General features: G+C 65.0%; 19 protein-coding genes. 4 read left to right on the forward strand and 15 right to left on the reverse strand.

What is annotated here, in order from left to right:
• Positions 1-190: 190 nt before the first annotated feature.
• A complete protein-coding gene (locus VI26_RS18295) occupies positions 191-745 on the forward strand; it encodes a flavodoxin family protein (protein ID WP_048411184.1) in 555 nt (184 codons plus the stop codon).
• Positions 746-808: 63 nt separating this feature from the next.
• Here VI26_RS18295 and mpl read toward each other — a convergent pair whose 3' ends face one another.
• Positions 809-2,188, reverse strand: coding sequence for a UDP-N-acetylmuramate:L-alanyl-gamma-D-glutamyl-meso-diaminopimelate ligase (mpl, locus tag VI26_RS18300; protein WP_048411185.1), 1,380 nt, complete (start codon positions 2,186-2,188; stop codon positions 809-811).
• A 226-nt stretch (positions 2,189-2,414) separates the two neighbouring features.
• Here mpl and VI26_RS24855 point away from each other — a divergent pair, with 226 nt between their 5' ends.
• Positions 2,415-3,545 (forward strand): multicopper oxidase domain-containing protein, encoded by a 1,131-nt coding sequence (locus tag VI26_RS24855; RefSeq protein ID WP_197081530.1) that lies wholly within the window; start codon positions 2,415-2,417, stop codon positions 3,543-3,545.
• The gene (locus VI26_RS24860; protein ID WP_197081531.1) at positions 3,494-4,522 is read left to right on the forward strand and encodes a multicopper oxidase domain-containing protein; all 1,029 of its coding nucleotides are present in this window, start codon (positions 3,494-3,496) and stop codon (positions 4,520-4,522) included. Before VI26_RS24855 ends, VI26_RS24860 begins: the two co-directional genes overlap by 52 nt.
• A 57-nt stretch (positions 4,523-4,579) precedes the next feature.
• Here the strand turns inward: VI26_RS24860 and VI26_RS18310 are convergent, their stop codons facing one another.
• The 9 genes from VI26_RS18310 to hemG all read right to left on the reverse strand — a co-directional run bounded on the left by VI26_RS18310 (position 4,580) and on the right by hemG (position 13,751).
• Positions 4,580-5,989 carry a sodium:proton antiporter gene (locus tag VI26_RS18310; RefSeq protein WP_048411186.1) on the reverse strand — a complete coding sequence of 470 codons (1,410 nt, stop codon included), beginning with the start codon at positions 5,987-5,989 and terminating at the stop codon, positions 4,580-4,582.
• Positions 5,990-6,364: 375 nt separating this feature from the next.
• Complete coding sequence (gene gloA / locus VI26_RS18315) at positions 6,365-6,745, reverse strand: lactoylglutathione lyase (protein ID WP_048411226.1); 381 nt, start codon at positions 6,743-6,745, stop codon at positions 6,365-6,367.
• A 19-nt stretch (positions 6,746-6,764) separates the two neighbouring features.
• Positions 6,765-7,475 carry a M48 family metallopeptidase gene (locus VI26_RS18320; RefSeq protein WP_231581051.1) on the reverse strand — a complete coding sequence of 237 codons (711 nt, stop codon included), beginning with the start codon at positions 7,473-7,475 and terminating at the stop codon, positions 6,765-6,767.
• Positions 7,435-8,211 (reverse strand): 1-acyl-sn-glycerol-3-phosphate acyltransferase, encoded by a 777-nt coding sequence (locus VI26_RS18325; protein WP_048411187.1) that lies wholly within the window; start codon positions 8,209-8,211, stop codon positions 7,435-7,437. The genes VI26_RS18320 and VI26_RS18325 overlap by 41 nt, the downstream gene beginning before the upstream one ends.
• 26 nt (positions 8,212-8,237) lie before the next feature.
• Positions 8,238-8,783 carry a D-glycero-beta-D-manno-heptose 1,7-bisphosphate 7-phosphatase gene (gene gmhB, locus VI26_RS18330; RefSeq protein ID WP_048411188.1) on the reverse strand — a complete coding sequence of 182 codons (546 nt, stop codon included), beginning with the start codon at positions 8,781-8,783 and terminating at the stop codon, positions 8,238-8,240.
• A gap of 51 nt (positions 8,784-8,834) precedes the next feature.
• Positions 8,835-10,895, reverse strand: coding sequence for a glycine--tRNA ligase subunit beta (glyS, locus tag VI26_RS18335; RefSeq protein WP_048411189.1), 2,061 nt, complete (start codon positions 10,893-10,895; stop codon positions 8,835-8,837).
• Between the two features lie 14 nt (positions 10,896-10,909).
• The gene (locus VI26_RS18340) at positions 10,910-11,335 is read right to left on the reverse strand and encodes a surface-adhesin E family protein (RefSeq protein ID WP_048411190.1); all 426 of its coding nucleotides are present in this window, start codon (positions 11,333-11,335) and stop codon (positions 10,910-10,912) included.
• Between the two features lie 44 nt (positions 11,336-11,379).
• Positions 11,380-12,270: a glycine--tRNA ligase subunit alpha gene (glyQ, locus tag VI26_RS18345; protein WP_156183952.1), complete on the reverse strand. Its 891-nt coding sequence runs from the start codon at positions 12,268-12,270 to the stop codon at positions 11,380-11,382.
• Between the two features lie 149 nt (positions 12,271-12,419).
• Positions 12,420-13,751, reverse strand: coding sequence for a protoporphyrinogen oxidase (gene hemG, locus VI26_RS18350; protein WP_082151149.1), 1,332 nt, complete (start codon positions 13,749-13,751; stop codon positions 12,420-12,422).
• Between the two features lie 231 nt (positions 13,752-13,982).
• Between hemG and VI26_RS18355 the strand changes: the two genes are divergently transcribed.
• Positions 13,983-15,386 (forward strand): cytosine permease, encoded by a 1,404-nt coding sequence (locus VI26_RS18355; RefSeq protein ID WP_048411193.1) that lies wholly within the window; start codon positions 13,983-13,985, stop codon positions 15,384-15,386.
• Here the strand turns inward: VI26_RS18355 and VI26_RS18360 are convergent.
• Genes VI26_RS18360 through VI26_RS18380 form a run of 5 tightly spaced genes read right to left on the reverse strand, consistent with a single transcriptional unit; the run spans position 15,347 to position 21,297 of the window.
• On the reverse strand, positions 15,347-16,096 hold the full coding sequence (locus tag VI26_RS18360) for a molecular chaperone (protein WP_053074504.1): 750 nt from the start codon (positions 16,094-16,096) through the stop codon (positions 15,347-15,349). The genes VI26_RS18355 and VI26_RS18360 overlap by 40 nt on opposite strands.
• Positions 16,086-17,483, reverse strand: coding sequence for a fimbrial protein (locus tag VI26_RS18365; protein ID WP_197081532.1), 1,398 nt, complete (start codon positions 17,481-17,483; stop codon positions 16,086-16,088). Before VI26_RS18365 ends, VI26_RS18360 begins: the two co-directional genes overlap by 11 nt.
• Before the next feature lie 8 nt (positions 17,484-17,491).
• Positions 17,492-20,074 (reverse strand): fimbria/pilus outer membrane usher protein, encoded by a 2,583-nt coding sequence (locus VI26_RS18370; RefSeq protein ID WP_156183953.1) that lies wholly within the window; start codon positions 20,072-20,074, stop codon positions 17,492-17,494.
• The gene (locus VI26_RS18375; RefSeq protein WP_082151150.1) at positions 20,040-20,795 is read right to left on the reverse strand and encodes a molecular chaperone; all 756 of its coding nucleotides are present in this window, start codon (positions 20,793-20,795) and stop codon (positions 20,040-20,042) included. The genes VI26_RS18370 and VI26_RS18375 overlap by 35 nt, the downstream gene beginning before the upstream one ends.
• Positions 20,776-21,297 (reverse strand): fimbrial protein, encoded by a 522-nt coding sequence (locus tag VI26_RS18380; RefSeq protein WP_048411195.1) that lies wholly within the window; start codon positions 21,295-21,297, stop codon positions 20,776-20,778. Before VI26_RS18380 ends, VI26_RS18375 begins: the two co-directional genes overlap by 20 nt.
• Between the last annotated feature and the right edge of the window lie 882 nt (positions 21,298-22,179).

Below are 22,179 nucleotides of genomic sequence, written 5' to 3' on the forward strand. Positions count from 1 at the left end.
ACAGGCGCGGACGCCCACGGTTTCGTGGGCGTCTTTCATTGCGCTGTCGGTGTCGATTATTTAATTCCGCTAAACAATCAATTCAGCTTACGGTGCTTTTTTCAATGCGGAAATTCATCAATACTACTATGCAGAAGCCCGCCAATCGCGGGCTTCGTTTATTTCACGCATTCGCGGAAGGCATCCCACCATGGCAAAAGTCGTCGTTGTTTATCACTCCGGTTACGGTCACACCCAGCAAGTGGCCCAGCATGTCGCCGCAGGCGCCGGCGCGCAGCTGCTGGCCATCGACGCCGAGGGCAACCTGCCCGCCGGCGCCTGGGATCTGCTGAACGACGCCGACGCCATCATCTTCGGCTCGCCCACCTATATGGGCAGCCCGAGCTGGCAATTCAAGAAATTCGCCGACGCCAGCTCCAAGGTCTGGTTCACCCGCGGCTGGCAGGACAAGGTGTTCGGCGGCTTCACCAATAGCGCCAGCCTGAACGGCGACAAGCAGGTTTCGCTGATCTACCTGCAAACCCTGGCTTCCCAGCACGGCGGCCTGTGGGTCAGCCTGGGCCTGCTGCCCAGCAACGCCAAGAACGCCAGCCGCGAGGACATCAACAATCTGGGCGGTTCGGTTGGCCTGCTGGTGCAATCGCCGTCCGACGCCAGCGTCGACGAAATCCCGCAAGGCGATCTGGACACCGCCAAGGCCTATGGCCAGCGTGTCGCCGGCATCGCCAGCAAGTTGCACGGCTAAAAGCTAATTTAGACAAGACAAAGGGGGCCATATGGCCCCCTTTTTCCTTGCCCGCGCGCGCGCTCAGCCGCGTGCGGCCAATTGATCCAGCAACTTCTGGTGAATGCCGCAGAAGCCGCCGTTGCTCATCACCAGCACATGGTCTCCGGGCCGGGCCGCGGCGGCCACAGCTTGCAGCAGCGCGTCGAAATCGTCGAAAGTCTGCGCGCGCTCGCCCAGCTCGGCCAAGGCCTCGCCGGGATCCCAGCCCAGATTGGCGGCGGAGCAGAACACCAGGTCGGCATCGGCCAGCGAGGCCGGCAGCGCCGCCTTCATCGTGCCCAGCTTCATGGTGTTGGAACGCGGCTCCAGCACCGCCAGGATGCGCTCGCCGCCCACCTTGTGCCGCAGGCCGGCCAGAGTGGTGGCGATGGCGGTGGGATGATGGGCGAAGTCGTCGTACACGGTGATGCCGGCCGCTACGCCGCGTACCTCCATCCGCCGCTTGACGTTCTGGAAGCGCGACAGCGCGTCGATGGCGCTGCTCACCGCCACGCCGACATGGCGGGCGGCGGCGATCGCCGCCAACGCGTTCAAGCGGTTGTGTTCGCCCATCAGCTCCCAGCACACCCGGCCCTGGATCTGGCCGTCGAGCAGCACGTCGAAATGGCCGTTGGCCTCCGCCGCGCCCAGTTGCCAGCCGGCATCCGCGCCGAAGCGCTCCACCGGCGTCCAGCAGCCGCGTTCCAATACCCGATCCAGGCTGGCCTCGCGGCCGTTGCTGACGATCAGGCCCTGGCCCGGCACCGTGCGCACCAGATGATGGAACTGGGTTTCTATCGCCGCCAGGTCGGCGAAGATGTCGGCGTGGTCGAACTCCAGATTGTTCAGCACTGCGGTGCGCGGGCGGTAATGGACGAACTTGGAGCGCTTGTCGAAGAAGGCGGTATCGTATTCGTCAGCCTCGATCACGAAGAAGGGGCTGACGCTGGCCGCGTCCTGGCGCGGCGCGCCCGGCAGCCGCGCCGACACGCCGAAGTTCTGCGGAATGCCACCGATCAGGAAACCCGGCGCCAGGCCGGCATCCTCCAGAATCCAGGCCAGCATCGAACTGGTGGTGGTCTTGCCGTGGGTGCCGGCCACCGCCAGTACCCACAGGTCCTGGAGCACGTTTTCCGCCAGCCACTGCGGGCCGGAGATATAAGGCAGCCCGCGATTGAGGATTTCCTCCATCAGCGGCTTGCCGCGCGTCACCACATTGCCCACCACGAAGATGTCCGCGCCGATGTCGGCCTGCTCCGCGCCGAAGCCCTGGATCAGCTCGATGCCCATGGCTTCCAACTGGGTGCTCATCGGCGGGTATACATTGGCGTCGCAGCCGGTGACCTTGTGACCGGCCTGTTTGGCGATAGCGGCGATGCCTCCCATGAAGGTGCCGCAGATGCCCAGGATATGGATGTGCATAATTCGGTTCAGCGTATTGAAAACGGCAAAACGGCAAGCATACCGGAAAGCGGCCGCCGCCGACATCCGGGCTCGCAAGCCGCTGCGCGGCCGGCCATGCCTGTCCTTCGGATCAGGATGCGCTGACAAAACATGACATTCGGCTTAACCGTCGAATGGATGGAACTAGGCTGAATTGGCCGACCCGCAACTATCCGTGGGCAAACCCGGCCATTCGGAGACCAAAATGACAATGCTCAACGCTCGCCTCGCTCCGCTGGGCCTCGCCGCGCTAGTGCTGGCGGCACCCGGCCACGGCGAAGATATTCCGCAGATAGACAACCCGCCGCGGCTCTTGGCGGCTCCAGCCGACCAGGCCGCCAAGACCAGGCTCGGCGCGCTCAACACCGCCGCCCTGCTCAACGCGCCGCTGGAGCTTGGCCAGCCCCAGGCTGCGCCGCGCGAAGTCACCTTCGATCTGGACATCCGCTATCGCTATGGCTGGATCCGCAACCCCTCGCTGGAACGACCCGGGCAGATCCATTACGACAAGGTCGTGCTACGCAGCTACCTGCCCGGCGTGCTCAGCTCGGCCGCGCCGCCAAGCTCCTCCCTTCCCAGCGCCACGCCCTTCATCGCCCCGCTGATCGAGGTCTATCCTGGGCAAACCGTGCGCATCGGCCTGAACAACAAGCTGGACCGCGACGTCGATGGCAAGCCCATCCGCGACCCCAGTTGCACCGACCAGGGCGGCAGCGCCAACCAGCCGCACTGTTTCAACGGCACCAATCTGCATACCCACGGGCTCTGGATCAATCCGGCCGGCAATAGCGACAATGTGCTGCTCTCCATCAATCCCGGCGTCAGCTTCCAGTACGAGTACAACATTCCGCCAGACCACCCCGCCGGCACGTTCTGGTATCACACCCACCGCCATGGCTCCACCGCGCTGCAGGTGTCCAGCGGCATGGCCGGCGCGCTGATCGTGCGCGGCACGCGGCAACCCACCCTGCAGCAGAACGGCGACATCGACACCCTGTTACAGCCCTATTCCGCGGCCGGCTTCCGCGAGCGGGTGCTGGTGTTTCAGCAGATCCAGTACGCCTGCCGCTTCAAGGCCGGACAATACAAGGACATGATCAAGACTTACGGCAATACCGCCACTCCGCCCAATGAGGAGGATCAGCGCTACCGCTGCGACGACGGCGACGTGGGCGGCATCGAAGGTACGACCAGTTCGGACCCAAGACCTGGCAAGAATCCGGCCGCTACACCAGCATCAACGGCGTGGTCTTGGGCAAGATGGTCCAAGCGCGGGCCGGCGACGTGGAACGCTGGAGAATGGTGCACGCCGGCGTGCGCGACACCATCAATCTGAAACTGCGCCGCCTCAGCGACAACGCGCCGCCGCTGGCCGGCCTGTTCGCCAGGCAGATGGACGATTACGTCACCCGCTATTGCCGCAGCGACACGGAGCTGGACCTGCCCTTGATCGCCGCCGACGGCCTGACCATGGGCAAGGTGCAAACCCGCAAGAGCGTGGTGTTCCAGCCCGGCTATCGCTGGGACGCGCTGGTGTCCTTCCCCAGCGCCGGCAAATACTGCCTGATCAACGACGTCAAGGTCAGCAGCACCATAGACCGCTCGGCGCCGTCGGCGCGCTTGCTGGGCGTGGTCGACGTTGCGCCCGGCCAAGCCTCGCGTCCGTTGCAAGAGGTGCTGATCGGCGCCGCCCGCGCGCACTTTCCGCCCGCTGTCGCCAACAAGGTCAGCGCGGAACTACGCAGCGGGATGAAGCTGAGCAGCTTTGTGCCACATCCGGACATAGACCCCAAGGAAGTGACCGGCACCCAGGCGCTGACGTTCAACATCGATGTGTCACAGCCCAAGTCGGCCTTCTTCCAGGTGGACGGCAAACCTTATGCCGGCGATCGCATAGACCGCACCCTGAAGCTGGGCGGCGTGGACGAGTGGACGCTGCGCTCCGACTTCGTCAGCCATCCCTACCATATCCACGTCAACCCGTTCCAGATCGTCAAGATAGTAGACCCCAAGGGCCGCGACATCAGCGCGGAAGGCGCGCCGGATTCAATGGACCCCGGCGACACCCAATACAGCGGCCTGAAAAACATCTGGAAAGATACTTTATGGGTGAAAAACATCGAAGCCAGCAATGACCCGAAGATTGCCGCGGCCGGCCGTTACACCATCACCATCCGCACCCGCTATGAGCGCTATATCGGCGACTTCGTGCTGCATTGCCATATCCTGGATCACGAAGATCAGGGCATGATGCAGAATATCCGCATCGCGCTGCCGGACGGCAGGGGCGGCACCGCCTTTGGCCATCACTGAACGGCCCGCCATGAAAAAAGCCCGCGACAGCGGGCTTTTTCACAGCGGACGAGCGGCTCAGAAGAAGATCAGCGTCATCAGCACGAACAAGGGCAGCAGGATGGCGCAGGACCAGCCCAGATAGCCGAAGAAGCTCGGCATCTTCACATGGCGGTGCTCGGCGATGGCCTTGACCATGAAGTTGGGCGCGTTACCGATATAGGTATTGGCGCCCATGAACACCGCGCCCATGGAGATCGCCAGCAAGGTGTCCGCCATCGGGCCCATCAGCACCTGGGCGTCGCCGTGAGCCAGGTTGAAGAACACCAGATAGGTGGGCGCATTGTCCAGGAAGCTGGACAGGATGCCGGTCATCCAGAAATACATCGTGTTGACCGGCTGGCCATTGGCGTCGGACACCATGTGCACCAGGTTGGCCAGATGGCCGTCGGCGCCGGCGCGCAGGATGGCGATCACCGGACCGATGGTGATGAAGATGCCGGCGAACAACTTGCCCACTTCCAGGATGGGATCCCAGTTGAACTCATTGCCAGCGCGCACCTGCTTGGGGGTGATCCACAGCGAGGCGAAGGCCAAGGCCAGCAGCGCCAGGTCGCGCACGATATTCTGCAGCTCCACATGGGTGCCCATGATGTCGAACACCACGCCCGGTTTCCAGATGCCGGACATCAGCACCGCGGCGATGATGCCGGCCAGCAGGAACAGATTGCGCTTACCGTGCAGCTTGATCGGCTTGTCCTTGGAACGGTCGATTTCCGGCAGCGTACCCGTCTGCGCTTCCTTCTTGAAGAAATAGCTGTCCAGCGCGTAGAAGATGGCCAGCAGCGCCAGCGACAGCACCAGCACCGGCAGCACCATATGCTGCACCGTCCAGCCGAAGCTGACGCCCTTGAGGAAGCCGAGGAACAACGGCGGATCGCCCAACGGGGTCAGGCCGCCGCCGATATTGGCCACCAGGAAGATGAAGAACACCACCACGTGCACATTGTGCTTGCGCTTTTCATTGGCGCGCAGCAGGGGGCGGATCAGCAGCATCGCCGCGCCGGTGGTGCCCATGATGGAGGCCAGCGCAGTGCCTATCGCCAGAATGGCGGTGTTGAGCTTGGGCGAGCCGTGCAAGGAGCCCCATACCAGAATGCCGCCGGACACGGTGTACAAGGAGAACAGCAGCACGATGAAGGGTATGTATTCGGCGAACAGCGCGTGGACGATCAGCGCCGTCGAAGTGCCCAGGCCGTAAGCCACGGCGAAGGGCGCCAGGAACAGCACGGTCCACACCGCGGTGATCTTGCCGAAATGATGGTGCCAGATGCCCGGCGCGAAAATCGGAAACAAGGCAATGGACAGCAGAATGCCGGCGAACGGCAAGCCCCAGGCCAAGCTCAGCGTGGCGCCGTCCAGCTCGGCGGCTTGCGCCAATGCCGGCAGCAAGGCCAGGGCTGCGGCGCTAAAGAGTGTTTTGGTCATCTATCTTCCCGAGGGCATGACGCCCATTGATAAAAGCGCCATCGCCTGTGCCAAGACAGCCTTGGACAGGCTCTATGCAAAGAATGGATTCCGGCGATATTGTTGAAGCGCAACGGCGGCCGGATGCCGTTGCGCTGACGCTCCGCATCCCGCCAAGGCCGGATCACGGCACTGACAGCGCCAGCGCGCCCGTATGGGCCTGGTTCGATCAGAACAGTTACAAAGCGTTACATCGTCCCATAACTCGGGCTGCCCGGACAAGGAAAACCGGTATCGAAAGCAGGCGTTTTTGCGCGATTGCCACGCTAATTAAGCGTTTAATGAAACAAGGCCGGCGGCGTGACGCCACCGGCCTTGTCAGCAGAGCCGAACGCCTCAGCGCTGGATGAACTCGATCTTGTAGCCATCCGGGTCTTCGACGAAGGCGATCACCGTGGTGCCGTGCTTCATCGGGCCGGCTTCGCGGCTGACCTTGCCGCCCTTGGCGCGCACCATGTCACAGGCGGCGTAGGCGTCCGGCACCTCGATGGCGATATGGCCGTAGCCGTTGCCCAGCTCATAGGACTCGGTGTCCCAGTTGTGGGTCAACTCCAGCACCGTCTGTTCTTCTTCGGCGCCATAGCCGACGAAGGCCAGGGTGAAGCGGCCGTCCGGGTAATCCTGGCGGCGCAGCAACTTCATATCGAGCACTTCCTGGTAAAACGCCAGCGAGCGCTCCAGATTGCCCACTCGCAGCATGGTGTGCAGTAAACGCATCATCACTCTCCTTAATTCATCAATCAAAATGGAACAGCTCGGCGCCGTGCTGCTTCAGCCAGCGCCGCGCCGTCTGCCAATCCGGGTACAGGCGCGCGGTTTCCGCCCAGAACGCCGGCGAATGGTTCATGTGTTCCAGGTGAGCCAGCTCGTGGGCGATCACGTAGTCCAGCACCGCCGGCGGCGCTTGCAGCAAGCGCCAATTCAGGCGAATCACCCCGGCCGCGGTGCAACTGCCCCAGCGCGTGCGCGCCGACGATAGCTGCAGCCCGCTGGGCTGGCGGCGGCAAGCGCGCGCCAGTTCCGCCAGCCGCGATGGAAAGCGCAAGGTGGCTTCGCGCTGGAAAAATCGGCATACCGCCTGTTTCAGTCCCGCCGCGTCGCCCTCGGCGATACCGGTAACAAGCAACCCCTCCGGCAACAGCCGGGCGCTGCGGCGCGCGCCGGCCGTCAGCACGATGGGCATGGCCTCGCCCTGCCAGCGCAGCTGACTGAGATCGGCCGCCTGCTGCCGCGCCAGCTTTTGCCGCGCCACATGGCCGGCGATCCAGTCGCGGCGTTCGAACAAGACCTCGCGCAGCCGGGCGGCGCTGACCGCCGGATGCGCGACCAGCTCCACCCTGCCCGCGCTGACCCGTATGCCCACGCTCTTGCGCGGACGCCGGGTCAGCACCACGTCCACCTCGCCGTCAGGCAGCGGCAGACGCAGCCAGACGCTTGCGCTTTTCATCCGCGTCCGCGAACGGGCCGACGCCGCCGATCTCGCGCTGACGCGCCTCGATCCACTGCTCGGCATCCTTCATCATCGCCTCCGGCCCCAGCGCCTCATCTGGCACGATGGGCTTGCCCACCACCACGGTGATCTCGCCGGGGTATTTCAGGAAGGCGTTGCGCGGCCAGAACTCGCCGGCGTTGTGCGCCACCGGCACCAGCGGCATGTCGAACTGCTTGGCCATGCGCGCCGCGCCCAGCTTGTACTTGCCCACCACGCCCGGCTTGGTGCGGGTGCCTTCCGGGAAGACCGTGATCCAGAAACGGTGGCGCTTGCGCTCCAGCCCCTGCTCCAGCAGGCGCTGGTTAGCGTTGGCGCGGTCGGAACGGTTGATGATGATGGGGTTCATCAGCACCAGGCCCCAGCCGAACACCGGAATCCAGGTCAGCTCGCGCTTGGCCACATACACCTGCCACGGAAATATCTTCTGCAAGGCCAGCGTTTCCCAGCCGGACTGGTGCTTGGAGCAGATCACCGAGGGCTGATCCGGAATATTCTCCGCGCCCAGCACCTTGTATTTCAGGCCGATCACATGCTCCAGCATCCACAGCAGGCTCTGCGCCCAACTGACGCCGAACACATGGCGCGCGCGGCGCGGCAGCGGCGCGGACAGCAGCAGCAGGAAGAAGAACAGCGGCGTGATCACGATCAGCACCAGCCAGTACAACAGGTTACGAAGCCATAAACTCAGCATGCTTGGGACAATATCCTTATCAAAAATCAGCGCTCGCGCGAATCGATCAAATATTCCGCGGCATCGTACAAATCGTTGAACACCAGGGTGCCGGCCGGCAGCTCGCCGTCGGCCAGCGTCTTGGCGCCCTTGCCGGTCTTGACCAGGATGGGCAGGCCACCCACCGCCGCCACCGATTCCAGATCGCGGCGGCTGTCGCCGATCAGCGGCAAGCCATCCAGCTTCACATTGAAGCGCTCGGCGATCTCCAGCACCATGCCCGGCAGCGGCTTGCGGCAATCGCAGCCGGCGCTGGGGCCGTGCGGACAGAACAGCACCGCGTCGATGCGCCCGCCGGCCTGCCCCACCAGCCGGTGCATCTTCTCGTGCATGGCGTTGAGCGCCTGCACATCGAACAGGCCGCGGCCGATGCCGGATTGATTGGTGGCCACCACCACGCGCCAGCCGGACTGGGTCAGATTGGCGATCGCCTCCAGGCTATGCTCGATCGGCACCCATTCCGCCGGCGATTTGACGAAATCGTCGCGGTCCTGATTGATCACGCCATCGCGGTCGAGAATGACTAGTTTCACGGTTTTTCCCCGTCTGGAACATGCCGGGGCGGCCTGAGCCGCCCCGTGGGATTACTCCGCCAGCAGCGAAATGTCGGCCACGCGGTTGAACAAGCCGGCCAGCCGCGCCAGCAGGGCGATGCGGTTGTTGCGCACCGCGGCGTCGTCCGCCATCACCATCACACCGTCGAAGAAAGCGTCCACCGGCGCGCGCAGCGAGGCCAGCTGGGTCAACGCGGCGGCGAAATCGCGGGCGGCGAACTTATCGTCCACCTGCGGCGCCAACTGCTCGACGGCGGCGAACAGCGCCTGCTCGGCCGCTTCGCTCAGCAGCGCCGGATTCACCGCGCCCACTTCGCCTTCGGCCTTTTTCAGGATGTTCTTCACCCGCTTGTTGGCGGCGGCCAGCGCGGCCGCTTCCGGCAGCGCCTTGAAAGCGGCGACGGCGGACAACACCGCGCGTACTTCCGCCAGCCGGCTGGGCGAGAGCGCCAGCACCGCGTCGATCTCGTCGCCCTTGTAATCGGCGGCGAGGAAGTTCTTCAGGCGGTCCATCATGAAGCCGAACACCTCGTCGGCCACGGCGGCGGACAGCTTGCCGGCCGGGAAGGCGGCGGCGACGATGTTCAGCAGCGCCTTCAGGTCCAGGTCCGCGTCCAGCGCCATGCGCACCACGCCCAGCGCGGCGCGGCGCAAGGCGAACGGATCCTTGTCGCCGGTGGGGATCAGGCCGATGCCCCAGATGCCGACGATGGTTTCCAGCTTGTCCGCCAACGCCACCGCGGTGGCGATCTTGCCTTCCGGCAGCGTGTCGCCGGCGAAGCGCGGGTGGTAATGGCCTTCGATGGCGGCGGCCACTTCGGCGTGCTCGCCGTCGAGCTGGGCGTAGTACATGCCCATCACGCCCTGCAGCTCGGGGAATTCGCCCACCATGTCGGACACCAGATCGGCCTTGGCCAGGTAGGCGGCGCGGGCGGCCAGCGCGGCGTCGGCGCCCAGCTCATGGGCGATGGCGCCGGCGATGCTCTGCAGGCGCTCGACGCGCTCCAGCTGCGAACCGATCTTATTGTGGTAGACCACATTGGCCAGACGCGGCAAGCGGCTGTCCAGCCGCGCCTTCTGGTCTTGCTCGAAGAAGAACTTGGCGTCGGACAGGCGCGCGCGCAGCACGCGCTCATTGCCGCCGACGATGAAGGACGGGTCCGCGGTTTCCAGGTTGGACACCAGCAGGAAGCGGTTCATCAGCTTGCCGGACGCGTCCAGCAGCGGGAAATACTTCTGGTTCTGCTGCATGGTCAGGATCAGACACTCCTGCGGCACGCGCAGGAACTCGGCCTCGAAGCCGGCCTCCAGCACCACCGGCCATTCCACCAGGCCGGTCACCTCGTCGAACAAGGCCTCCGGCGCGGCGATGGTGGCGTTCAGGCGGGCGGCGGCCTCGGCCAGCTTGTGGCGGATCAGTTCGCGGCGAGCGTCGAAACTGGCCACCACCTTGCCGGATTCATGCAGGGTGCGGGCATAGGCGTCGGCATTGGCCACCGTCACCTCGCCATGGGACAGGAAACGATGACCGCGGGTGCTCTGGCCGCTGTGCAGGCCCAGCACCTCGCCCGGCACCACCGCGTCGCCGTGCAACATGATCAGGCCGTGCACCGGGCGTACGAACTGCACATCCAGGCTGCCCCAGCGCATCAGCTTGGGCGCCGGCAGCTTTTTCAGCGCCAGCGCTACCACGTCGGCCAGCACCGCGGCCAGCGGCTGGCCCTGCTTGACGCTCTCGTAGGCGTACACGTCCTGCTTGCCGTCGCTCATGGTGGACAGCGCGGACACGTCCACGCCGCAGGAGCGGGCGAAACCGGCCAGCGCCGGCGTCGGCTGGCCATCCTTCATGCCGGCGGCCACCGCCGGGCCCTTGCGGGTGACCTTTTGGTCCGGCTGCAAGGCGACCACATTGGCCAGCTGCACCGCCAGGCGGCGCGGCGAGGCGTAGACCGTTGCTTCGGCGTCGGCCGGCGCGAACTGCATTTTCTTCAATTCGTCGCCTATGGTCTGGGCAAAACTGGCGGCCAGCTTTTCCAGCGCTTTGGGCGGCAGCTCCTCGGTGAGCAGCTCAATCAGCAATGTCTGGTTCATATTCACTCTAAAACTTAACGCTTGGCGGCCCCGGCGGCTTCGCAGATCACCTTCATCATGGCGTCGGCGACCGATCCCTGATACACGGGCTGCCATTTCCAGGCGTGGCGCGGCACTGGAAACATGGTTGAGAACAGGTGCTTGTTGTTGCGATCAAAGTAGTCGGAACTGACAAACACATACTGGTACTTGCCGCAGTCGGCGTAACCTACGCTGCGGCGGATATTGAATTTCAGCTTATAGCTTTTCTCGTACTGGACCTTGTCGAACCGTTCCTGGTTGACGAAGTGCACCAGCCCGTCCTGCCCCAGCCACAGCGAATTGCCGTCTATCGCCAGCTGCAGCGCCTTGCCGTCCTGATACGCCACCCAGTCGGCGGCGGGCTCGGCCAGCGCCGGCAGCGCCAGCGCGGCGCAAAAGCAGGCGAAACAGGCTTTCATGCGCATTCCTTCAGCGAAAGACGACAAGGGGGCGGCGGCCACGATCAGGCCTGCCGGCACATCGGGAAGCCCAGCGCTTCGCGGGCGTCGTAATACGCCTGCGCCACGCCGCGGGACAAGGTGCGGATGCGGCCGATATAGGTGGCGCGCTCGGTCACCGAGATCGCGCCGCGCGCGTCCAGCAGGTTGAAAGTGTGACCGGCCTTGAGAATCATCTCGTAGGCCGGCAGCGGCAAGCTGGCTTCCAGCAACGACTTGGCCTCGGCCTCGTAGTCGTTGAACTGGCGGAACAGCAGCTCGACATTGCTGTGCTCGAACGCGTACTTGGACTGTTCCACTTCATTCTGGAAGAACACATTGCCGTAAGTGACCGGCTGGCCGTCCGGCAGATGGGTCCAGATCAAATCGTAGACGTTTTCCACGCCCTGCAGATACATCGCCAGCCGTTCCAGGCCGTAAGTGATCTCGCCCAGCACCGGCTTGCAGTCCAGACCGCCCACTTGCTGGAAATAGGTGAACTGGGTCACTTCCATGCCGTTCAGCCACACTTCCCAGCCCAGGCCCCAGGCGCCCAGCGTCGGGTTTTCCCAGTCGTCCTCGACAAAGCGGATGTCCTGCACCGTCGGGTCCAGGCCCAGCTCCTGCAGCGAGCCCAGGTACAGCTCCTGGATGTTGGACGGAGACGGCTTCAACACCACCTGGAATTGATGATGCTGGAACAGACGATTGGGGTTTTCGCCGTAACGGCCGTCCTTGGGACGACGCGACGGCTGCACATAGGCCGCGTTCCACGGCTCCGGCCCCAACGCCCGCAGGAAGGTGGCGGTGTGCGAGGTCCCCGCGCCCACTTCGGTGTCGTAAGGCTGCAGCAAGGCGCAGCCCTGGCGGTTCCAATAGTGCTGGAGCGTGAGGATGATTTCCTGGAAGGTAAGCATAGACGTGGTGAGCAAAGTGAAAAGTCAAAGGCCGATTCTACCGCCTAGCGCCCCCCGCGCAAAGCCAAGCCGTTGGCGGCAAATCAAAAAGGCCGGCGAAACCGGCCTGTATCTCCCCTTCCCGCCCGCGGCCCATCGCCGCCGCGACGTCAGCCGACGGATGCGCCGCGCGCCAAGGCCTGCTCCGCCAGCCTATCCGCCAACGCCCGCCCCTTGGCCAGGCAGTCCGGCAGCGACACCCCGTCCAGCCAGTTGGCGCAGGCGTGCAGACCACGCGCGCTCGCGGCGGCGGCCAGCGGCCGCAAGGCCGCCATCGCCGCCGTGCCCTGCGGCAAGGCCTGTGGCCAGCGCACGACGCGCTGGCTCAGCGGCGCGCCCCGCAGGCCGAACAGCCGCGCCAGTTCCAGGTTCAAGCGCTGCAACAGCGCCGGGTCCGGCAAGGCGGCCAGTTCCGCCTGGCGGCTGCCGCCGATGAAGCTGGTCACCAGCCGCGCGCCCGGCGCCGCCGTGTGTGGATACGTCCGGCTGGACATCAGATGTCCCAGGGCCAAAGCGCCTTCCGCCGCGGGATGCAGCGCGCCGAAGCCCGCCAGCGGTCGATGCAAATCCTCGTCCGCCGCCATGGTCGCCACCACGGTCAGCGGCGCGTAGCGCACCGCCGCGCAAGCGCGCGCCCATTCCGGCTCGCAGACGCTCAGCAAGGACGCCGCCTGCGGCGCCGGCAGCGCCAGTACCACCGCGCGGGCCGGCAGCGGCCCTTGCGGCGTCAGCACCCGCCAGCCGTCATCGACGCGCTCCAGGCCCTGCGCCGGACACTCCAGCCTCACGTCCAGATCGCGCGCCAGCCGCTGGGCCAGGCTGGACAGCCCCCCCGGCAAGGTGCACATCCGCTTGCACCGCGCGTCGCCGCGCCGCCAGCGCCGCCACATGCCCAACGCCATCGAACCGGCCTCGCGCTCCGCCGCCGCCAGTCCGGGCAGGCATTCCGCCATCAGCAATGTCTCCGGATCGCCGGCGAACACGCCGCCGACAAAGGGATCCACCGCCTTGGCCAGCACCTCCTCGCCCAGCCGGCGCCGGAAAAAATCCGCCACTGTTTCCGCCTCCGCCGCTGTGGAACGGCGCCAGGGCTCGCTCAGCAAGCGCCACTTGGCGCCCCAACTGAAGTAGGAACCGGCCAGCAGCGCGGCCGGGTTGGCGGGCAAGGCCCGGTATTGGCCGTGCAGCAACACATAGCGGCGTTGCGGGCCAGGCGCCGGCGTCAACGGCGTCAGGCCCAGCTCCAGCAGCCACTGCCATAGCGCCTCGTCCGCCAGCAAGGTGTTCGGCCCCGCCTCCATCAGCCCCGGTTCCAGATCCAGGCTCAGCACCTTGCCGCCGACGCGCGCGGACGCCTCCAACACCACCGCCTCCACGCCGCGCCGCCGCAGCTGCCAGGCACAGGACAGGCCGGACACCCCGGCGCCGATCACCACAATCATTTCATCACTCCCGCTTGAATAGGCCAGGGCCGCCCGTGGCGGCCCTGGATGGCGGCCAGTATGCCAAGCGCGGCTTTCCCCTCTGTTGACCAGGCGCAAGCCGGTCCGCTCCCGCCAAAAATTAATATATTACATAACAATTGACCACAATCTGTATAGACATTTAGAGTCGAGGTCCCACCGCCCGCGCCGGAAACTGCCCCGGTTTAGCCGGCACACAGGAGAACGCTGATGAATTCCCCGCCTCAAGCCAGCCTGATCGAAACCCGGGCAATAGACTTCATCCCGGAGAACGAACGCCACGGCCGCCTGCTCAGTCAATTCACCTTATGGTTCAGCGCCAATATGCAGATCACCGCCATCATCACCGGCGCGCTGGCGGTGGTGCTGGGCGGCGATATGTTCTGGTCCTTGATCGGCCTGCTGCTGGGCCAGGTGCTGGGCGGCGCGGTGATGGCGCTGCATGGCGCGCAGGGGCCACGGCTGGGACTGCCGCAGATGATTTCCAGCCGCGTGCAGTTCGGCGTGCTGGGCGCCACCCTGCCGCTGGCGCTGGTCTGTGTGCTCTATATCGGTTTCAACACCACCGGCACCATTCTGTCCGGCCAGGCCATCGCCCAGCTGACCGGCCTCAGCCCAAGCGCCGGCATCCTGATCTTTTCCGCCGTGATCGCGCTGTTCGCGGCATGCGGCTACCGGATGATCCACCTGCTGGGCCGCGCCGCCACCGTGCTCGGCCTGATCGCCTTCGCCTATCTGTTCGCGCGCCTGCTCAGCGTCAACGACATCACGCCGCTGCTGCGCAATCACCGCTTCGCCTGGGACAGCTTCCTGCTGGCGGTGTCGCTGTCCGCCTCCTGGCAGATCGCCTTCGGTCCCTACGTCGCCGACTACTCGCGCTACCTGCCCAGCGGCGTATCGCCGCTGCGCACCTTTCTATGCGTGGGCGGCGGCTCGGTATTGGGCGCGCAGATCGCGATGACGCTGGGCGTGTTCGCCGCCGCGCTGGCCGGCCCGCGCTTCGTCGGCCAGGAAGTGGCCTACATCGTCGGCTTGGGCGCCAGCGGCGCAATGGCCAGCTTCCTGTTCTTCAGCATCGCCTTTGGCAAGATCACCGTGTCCACGCTGAACGCCTACGGCAGCTTCATGTGCCTGGCCACCATGCTCAGCGGCTTCCAGCGCGAAGCGAAGATAGGCCGCCGCCAGCGCCTGGTGTTCGTGCTGGCCATCGTCGGCTTGTCCGCCGCGATCGCGCTGGCGGCGCAGCACGATTTCCTGCTGCATTTCAAATCCTTCATCCTGTTCCTGCTGACCTTCTTCACCCCGTGGAGCGCCATCAATCTGGTGGACTACTACTGGGTCAACCAGGAACAGTACGACCTTGCCGCCCTGAGCGATCCCGACGGCCGTTATGGACGCTGGAACCGGGTCGGCATCGCCAGCTATCTGTTTGGCCTGCTGGCGCAGCTGCCCTTCATCTCCACCCGTTTTTACAGCGGTCCGCTGCTGCCCTATCTGGGGCAGGTGGACATTTCCTGGCTGGTGGGACTGATCGCGCCCGGCGCGCTGTATTTCTGCCTAGCGCGCCGGCGCGTTCAACGCCCGCCCACGCGGGTCTCGCCGGCCAAGGGTTGACCGTCGTCGTCCAGCAGCAGGAAGCGCGCTGTCGCCGCGCCGTCCTCGCAATGGAAAGACGCTGGCAAGGGCAGGCTCAGGGCCGCCAGCGGCGGCGCCATGTCCGCCGCCAACGCCAGCGCGGGCAAGCCGGCGCAGCGCAGTTCCAAGGCACGGAAGCTGGCGAAATAAGGGCTGGGATTGTCTATGCGCAACTGCGCGCCGCTGGGCTCCCGCGTGACGGCGAAGCGCAGCCACCGCGGCAAGTCCTCGAGCGCAGCACGGAGTCCGGCTGGCCGCATCAGAACCTTCATCTGGGTACGCAGCGTGACTGTCAGCGTCCGGGCCGCCGCCGGCAAATCCATGCGCGCCGGCGGGATTTCATACAGATTCAGCCAGAACAGCGACTCTCGGTCCACGGGCAATGGGGTGCCGGTCGCGATCAAGCGCAGACTGATCTGCCCATCCGGGTTCAGACGAAAGATGGGCGGCATCGGCATCACCGCCGCCTCCGCGCCCAGCGTATCCGGTCCGGAGTCCAGCCGCCCATCATCCACCCAAGCCTGCACCAGCACCGGATAGCGATTCAGATTGATCAATTGCAGCGACTGCTCGGCGCTGCCGCCGGCGAACACCACCCGCGTGGACTCCGCCATCAGGCCAGCCCAACTGCTGCCGCACAGCAGGCACAGCAAACCGCGCAAGCCCCAGCGCCAGGCCTTATTGCACACGGATCACCACCTGCGCCGTCGCGTTCAAGCCTCCGGCCTTGACCCTCTTGCCCGGCAAACGGGTCAGCACCGCCTGCATCCGCGCCTGATAGCGGGTCCAGCCATCCTGGCTGCCCAGTTCGGCGGTGTCTTGCAGTACCGGATACCAGCCGGCATCGCCGCCCCCCCCGGTGAGCAGCACGTCGCTAAGCAGATTCAGCACTTGGCCGCCTGGCCTCCGCAACGCCACGCCCACCCCTGTCGCCACCGCCGGGTTGACGCCGTAACCGTCGGACAGCAGGTGGCTGACCCCGCCGCCACTCGTGCCCAGGCCTTCTGTCAACGCCGCCTGGTAATTTGCCGGCTGCACCAGCAGCCCCATCGCCGTCTGCCCCTGTGCCGTGCCGCTTTGAAAACCGCTCAGGCCGGCATTGGCCGGCGCGCCGGTCTGGCACTGCAGGCGGATGTCCACCGGCAGCGTGCGTTGCCCGCCCTGCTCCAACTCGGCCACCGAGATCGCCGGAAACGCCACCACTGGCGTCACCGTCTCCACGCGGCAGCTGGCGCTGCGGCGCACCTTCACCACCTGATACGGATTGATCGCGCCGGGCCAATCCCAAAACCAGCCGCTGAAGTTTTGATTATGGTCGGCGCCCTCGCTCAACCACGGCGAGCCGCCGCCGCCCTGAAACGCGCTATAGGCGATGGGTTGGGCATACATCCAGTTCTGGCCGGCCGGCCCGTCCTGCCAGCCTATGTCTCCCGACCCCTTGGACTGGCTGTATTTGAAAAACTCCACCTTGTAGTTGCTGAAGTGCTTGGCCTTGATCAGATACCAGCCGCGCTCATCGCGATCATTGGCCATATCCAGCACCAGCGGCCGCCGTTTCCAATAGCGCGACGCGTACTCGCCGGTATTCAGATTGGTCACCCGCACCATCAGGCCGCGCTGTACCGTGCGATACGCCTGCGGCAGACCGATGGCGCTGCCCTCCTCGTCCTTGCCGGCCCAATCGTTGTCGCCATTGGTCGAATAGTATTCATAAAAAGTCTCCGGCTTTTCTTCCGGCGAGCAGCGAAACAGCACCTGCTCCGGCGCATAGCCGCCGGTATGGCCGGAACCCAAGTCATAGATGCTCAGCACCTTGCTGGCCAATAAAGTGCCGTCCGGCTGGAACGCCTCGTTATTGATATTGATGGTCATCGCCAGCGCCCCCTGGCCGGCAGTATCCGTCGCACCGTCCCAAATCCTGACCTCGCCCCTGCCGGGTTCGACATAGTCCACCGCATTGATATCGGTCGTCGGCGAAGAGCGCGACACGCGATAACAGGCGCCCTGCGCCGACATGCTGGACAAGGCCCCCACCAGCAGCATCGCAGCGCCCAAGGCATCGGATTGATATTTCATCTTGCTCCTCATGGATTGGGCAGCGGCGCGCACGCCGCCTCCAGACGGACGATGGACCGGCTACCCGTCTCGTCCGCCAGCGTGTACGGCAATACGCATTGACTATCCGCGTCATCGCCCCATTTCACTCGCAAGCTGGCCTTGCGCGCGCCGACCCGCGCATAAGCCTGCCCCCCCTGGCCCACCATGCCGATATTGGCGCCGTCTTCCGCGTACACCATTGCGCCCATCGGCAAGGCCGAGCCATCGGCCAGCCATCCCTTGATCAACACTGCCTGGCCGCTGCGGGTGGCGAACTTCAGCCGCACCGCCGCTCCGGCGTACGGCGCGGTGCGCTGTTGGTCTCCCAGTAGCTCCACGCCTGCCGCCAGGCCCTTGCTGTCCAGCGCCACCTCGTTGTAGCGGTAAGGCGTCAGCGCCGGAATCAGCGCATAACCGGCGCGGTCCACCGTCGCGCCCAAGCCATTGCGCACCACCGCGCCGCTGGCGCCGGGCGCTTCCACCAGGCCGAAGGTTTCACTCAGGTACGGCCCCAAAGTCACGCCGCCGCGATGCAGCGCCAGCGCGCCGCGCGCGCTGACGCCGACCTGCGAAAAATCACGCCCCCGTGAATAGCTGCCGCCCAGCGTCACCGGCGCAAAGCGCTTCTGCGCATTAGCGCTCAAGCTGCCAGAACCGTCGGGGACAGCGCGCGCCACATTGACGCCATAACTGAGTGTCTGCGCCTCATCGGCGCTGCCGCTCAGCGACAATTGCTGATTGCCCTCGCCGCCGCTGCGGCTGCTGGACGCCGCCAGCATGGGCGCACGCCGCGCGGTGCCCAACGGCATGGACAGATTGAACGACACGGTATTGCCGACCCGCCCGCTGTCCAGCATCGGCAGGGCGCGGCCCATTTGGCCGACGCGCTGGCGCGAGACCGACACCCCGTAGCCGACAGAACCGATCTGATGCTGATAGCTCAGCTGCAACTGGCCGTCCCGCTGCTTGCCGCTGTAGTAATCGCTGATCGACGCGGACAGCGCCAGGCTACCGTAGCCACCCAGCCGCTGATTGACGCTGGCGGTGAACTGATTGCGCTGCTGGAAACTGCTGGAATGCCAGCTCTCGCCGCGCCGGAACGCCTGGCGCGCGCCCACCGCGTCGACCAGATCGCGGTAGCCGCGGGTGGAGTAACGGTAACCGGCCAAGGTGATGGCCGTGGAGGTTGGCTGGAGGGTATGGCTATACGACAAGGCCGCGCGCCAGCCCATAAGTGGCCCGCCGTCGCTGTCGCGCGAGCGGGAATACGTGGCGTCCGCGCCCAGCGCACCAAAGCGCGATCCCCACACCACGCCGCCCAGCGCCGCGGCGTAGCCCGACGCCAGCCTCGCGCCCATATTGGCGGTCAGCGCATTGCTGAAGCCGCGCTGATAAGCGAGATCGGCGAACAGCGGCTTGTCGTCCAACGTGTTGCGCAATTGGCCCAAGGTCAGGTTGTAGCGCGCCTGGCCCGGCCGTATCGATGTCGGCACCGCCGCGAACGGCACGGTGAATCGTTTCACCTGCCCGTCCGCCTCGGTGATCTCCACCTCCAAGTCGCCTTGATAGCTGGTGGGGAACAGATCGTCGATCACGAAGGGACCGGGCGCGACCACGGTCTGATAAACCTCCTGCTGGCCCTGGCGCACCACCACCCGCGCATTGCTGTCAGCCACGCCGCGCACCACCGGCGCATAGCCGCGCAAACCATCCGGTAGCATCCGCTCGTCGCTGCGCAATTGCAGGCCGCGAAAACCGACGCCGCTCAACAGGCCGCCGCCGCTGGAACCGTCGCCCAGCGTCAGCTCGCTGCGCCAGCCGGGCAGCGCGCGCTGCGCATAGCTGCGAATATTATTCCAGCGCCCGCCACCGGTGCCGCCGCTGTAATTGGACTGCTGGCGCAAACGCCACAACCCCAGATTCACCCCGGCATCGGCGGCCAGATAATGGTAGTTGCTGCTGACATCGCCGCTGCTGACACGGTAGCCATTGACGTCGTAATTGACGAAGGCAATGACCGCGCCGGCGTCCAGATCCTCCTCCGCCACCTGGCCGCGTGGCGTTCGCCGCATCGCCGCCTGCGGCAAGGACAGATCCAGCCGCAGCCGCGACAGATCGAACACACTGCCGGCGCCGGGAATACGCAAGGCCAATGGTCGGCACGCTGCGCCGTCCTCCTCATCCGGCACCAGGCTCTCCGGTCGCATCCCGGCCCTGAGCAGCCAGTCCCGATCCAGGCAGGCATGGACCGGATGCTCGCCGCTACGGCGGAAGCTCACGGTCTTGCGGGAATAAAATGCGCCATTGACGAAAACGTCCACCAAGTATTCGCCTGGATCCACCTGATCCGGCTGATTGAAACGCTCAAGCCCATTCGCCAGTGGGCTGCCCAGCAGCAAGCGGCTGTCGAAACGATAAACGGGCAAGGCCGGCATGTCCGCTGCCTGTCCGCCGGCCCAAGCCGGGCCGGCGGACAGGCAGGCGGCCAATGTCGGGCGCAGAACGAGCGGCCATTTGAAGCCAGCGCCGGCGGCATCACTCCGCCAGCACGGCGGCAGACTCCACCTCATTCACCCCACCGTAGTCATTGATATGCCTAAAGCGCACCGACAGCGGCGCCCGGGGCTGCGTCAGCTCCGGCAGCGGCCAGCTGGCGCGGGAGAACGGCGTCAACATCTCGGCTTTGAAGGCATGCGCCTTGCCGTTGCTGATCAGTTGACCGCCGCTCAGCGTCAGGAAATAACCGCTGCGGTTATCGGCGCTCAAACGCCAGCCCCGGCCCTGGCGCTGCACGGAGAAGCCCAATTGGCAGGGCGCCTGTTCCACGCGGCCGGCTATCGTCGACGGGCGGTAGAACAGCTTGAGCCGGTTGCGCAGCATCACCAGCATCTGGTTCTGCCCGGAGAAAGCCTGATTGATAGACGGGATCTGCAGCAGATTGAAGTAGTAGACCGACTCTCGGTCCTGCGGCAGCGGACTGCCGTCGAACACCAAGCGCACGGTCTGACCGGCCTTGGCTTCAATGCGGAACACCGCCGGCATCACGGCGAAGGGCGCGACGGCCTGCTCCGGCGTGGAGTTCTCATCGCCGGAGTCCACCCAGACTTGCACCACGCTGGGGCTGGCGTCCTGGTTGTTCAGCTGAACACTGCTCTCATGAGCCTGCCCGGGGTAGATGATGCGGGTATTGTTCAGCACCACGCTGCCCCAGGCCAACTGACCGGCGAACAACAACAGCCATGCCGCCCAACAGGCGACCGCAGTGGCGCGTTTACTGGTAGGAAACCGCATACTGCACGCTGCCCAATACCGTTCCGGCGCTGGCGGCGTCTTCGGCATAGTAGCGCACGGCAAAATCATACGCGGCCGTGGTCTGGCCTTTCTTCAACACCAGGCCCGGCGCCTTGTAGCCACCAGTCAGATTGAACGGGCTTCCCGGCGACGCCGGGTCCAGCAATTGCAAGGCCACCTTGCCGGCGGTGCCGGCATTGCCGATATTGCCCGTGGCCGTCAAGCGGTTAGCGACGAAGACGGCGCTGATCGGGGTATCGGCGGAGGCATCCGCGGTACATCCGCTCAAGCGGATGGTGAAATCGGTCTGCCCGGCCACGGCGCCATTCTTGTCCAAGCTGCTCGCCGGCACCGTGGGCAGTAATACCACCGGGCTGGCGGTATTCCCGTTGATGTCCACCGAGCAGGTTTGAGTGGACACCTCCCCCTGGAAATTGATGGTATTGCCGGCCTGCGCTAGAACCGGAGCGCATAAGCCCGCCACAATAAGGATTCTTTTCATAAAACCCCTCACTAATTATTTTGGGACAATGCCAGCACCGGCCCGCAGCGTATTTCCATGAACCGAGGTCATGGCATGCCGATTTTATTTTTCGCCGCCCGGCCAAAAAATAGGATAATTCCTAAAAATGGCATGGCATTAAGATACAAAACGCATACCCTAACGCAGGCCTTGGTTACAACTATCTTCTATGTCATTTAGGATTTAATTTTAAAATTAATATTTCCCAAATAAAATCTTTCATTGCTAATAAATATAAATTCATCTCTCGCTATCGTTTTCTGATTCCAAACCTGTCCCGTGCCTCCACAAGCGCCCGCCGCCTTGACCCGCGCGCCGCCAGCGGCGACCATCGCCGCAAGCCTATATCCGTGTCGATAGCTTAATAGACGGCAGGCGGATGGCGGGGAGGCGCTTTTGCGCCTACCGGGTGCCTGTGACCGGTCTGCTAACTCTGCCCTCCGCCTGCCTTGCCCCTGTCGTCATCAACGGCAGGCATCGTCGCAAACCCATGCCCGCGCCGACGGCTCATCCACGGCGACCGGATGGCGGGGAGGCGCATACGCGCCTACCGGTGTGTCTGTGCGGCCGGTCTGCTACCCCTGTCATCCGTCCGCCATCCCCTATTGCAAGCGCCACGACCACACCCCCTTCACGCCGCGACGCCGTTTGCCTTGACCCTGCCGCTGCCATCGGCAACAATCGCCGCGTGCCGCCTGATTCTGCGGCATGTGGGTTTGACAGCTCATTAGCCATAGCCTCGCCATAGTCCCGCCCTACCAAGGCAGGCGCTGGCGGGGAGGCGCTCATGCGCCTACCGGAGCTATGGCCGGTCTGTCAACCCTGTCATCCGCCTGCCGTATCCGTTTGACAGCGCGCGGC

It is taken from the genome of Chromobacterium sp. LK1 (assembly GCF_001043555.1).
Classification (GTDB): Bacteria; Pseudomonadota; Gammaproteobacteria; order Burkholderiales; family Chromobacteriaceae; genus Chromobacterium; species Chromobacterium aquaticum.

Excerpts from the sequence above, each read along its gene's own strand:
- VI26_RS18370 (WP_156183953.1), bottom strand. The coding sequence starts at position 20,074 with ATGAGGTGGAGTCTGCCGCCGTGCTGGCGGAGTGATGCCGCCGGCGCT.
- VI26_RS18325 (WP_048411187.1), bottom strand. The coding sequence starts at position 8,211 with ATGCTGAGTTTATGGCTTCGTAACCTGTTGTACTGGCTGGTGCTGATC.
- VI26_RS18340 (WP_048411190.1), bottom strand. The coding sequence starts at position 11,335 with ATGAAAGCCTGTTTCGCCTGCTTTTGCGCCGCGCTGGCGCTGCCGGCG.
- VI26_RS18355 (WP_048411193.1), top strand. The coding sequence starts at position 13,983 with ATGAATTCCCCGCCTCAAGCCAGCCTGATCGAAACCCGGGCAATAGAC.
- VI26_RS18375 (WP_082151150.1), bottom strand. The coding sequence starts at position 20,795 with ATGCGGTTTCCTACCAGTAAACGCGCCACTGCGGTCGCCTGTTGGGCG.
- VI26_RS18365 (WP_197081532.1), bottom strand. The coding sequence starts at position 17,483 with ATGAAATATCAATCCGATGCCTTGGGCGCTGCGATGCTGCTGGTGGGG.
- VI26_RS18380 (WP_048411195.1), bottom strand. The coding sequence starts at position 21,297 with ATGAAAAGAATCCTTATTGTGGCGGGCTTATGCGCTCCGGTTCTAGCG.
- VI26_RS24855 (WP_197081530.1), top strand. The coding sequence starts at position 2,415 with ATGACAATGCTCAACGCTCGCCTCGCTCCGCTGGGCCTCGCCGCGCTA.
- glyQ (WP_156183952.1), bottom strand. The coding sequence starts at position 12,270 with ATGCTTACCTTCCAGGAAATCATCCTCACGCTCCAGCACTATTGGAAC.
- VI26_RS18320 (WP_231581051.1), bottom strand. The coding sequence starts at position 7,475 with ATGAAAAGCGCAAGCGTCTGGCTGCGTCTGCCGCTGCCTGACGGCGAG.
- mpl (WP_048411185.1), bottom strand. The coding sequence starts at position 2,188 with ATGCACATCCATATCCTGGGCATCTGCGGCACCTTCATGGGAGGCATC.
- hemG (WP_082151149.1), bottom strand. The coding sequence starts at position 13,751 with ATGATTGTGGTGATCGGCGCCGGGGTGTCCGGCCTGTCCTGTGCCTGG.
- VI26_RS18310 (WP_048411186.1), bottom strand. The coding sequence starts at position 5,989 with ATGACCAAAACACTCTTTAGCGCCGCAGCCCTGGCCTTGCTGCCGGCA.
- gloA (WP_048411226.1), bottom strand. The coding sequence starts at position 6,745 with ATGCGTTTACTGCACACCATGCTGCGAGTGGGCAATCTGGAGCGCTCG.
- VI26_RS18295 (WP_048411184.1), top strand. The coding sequence starts at position 191 with ATGGCAAAAGTCGTCGTTGTTTATCACTCCGGTTACGGTCACACCCAG.
- glyS (WP_048411189.1), bottom strand. The coding sequence starts at position 10,895 with ATGAACCAGACATTGCTGATTGAGCTGCTCACCGAGGAGCTGCCGCCC.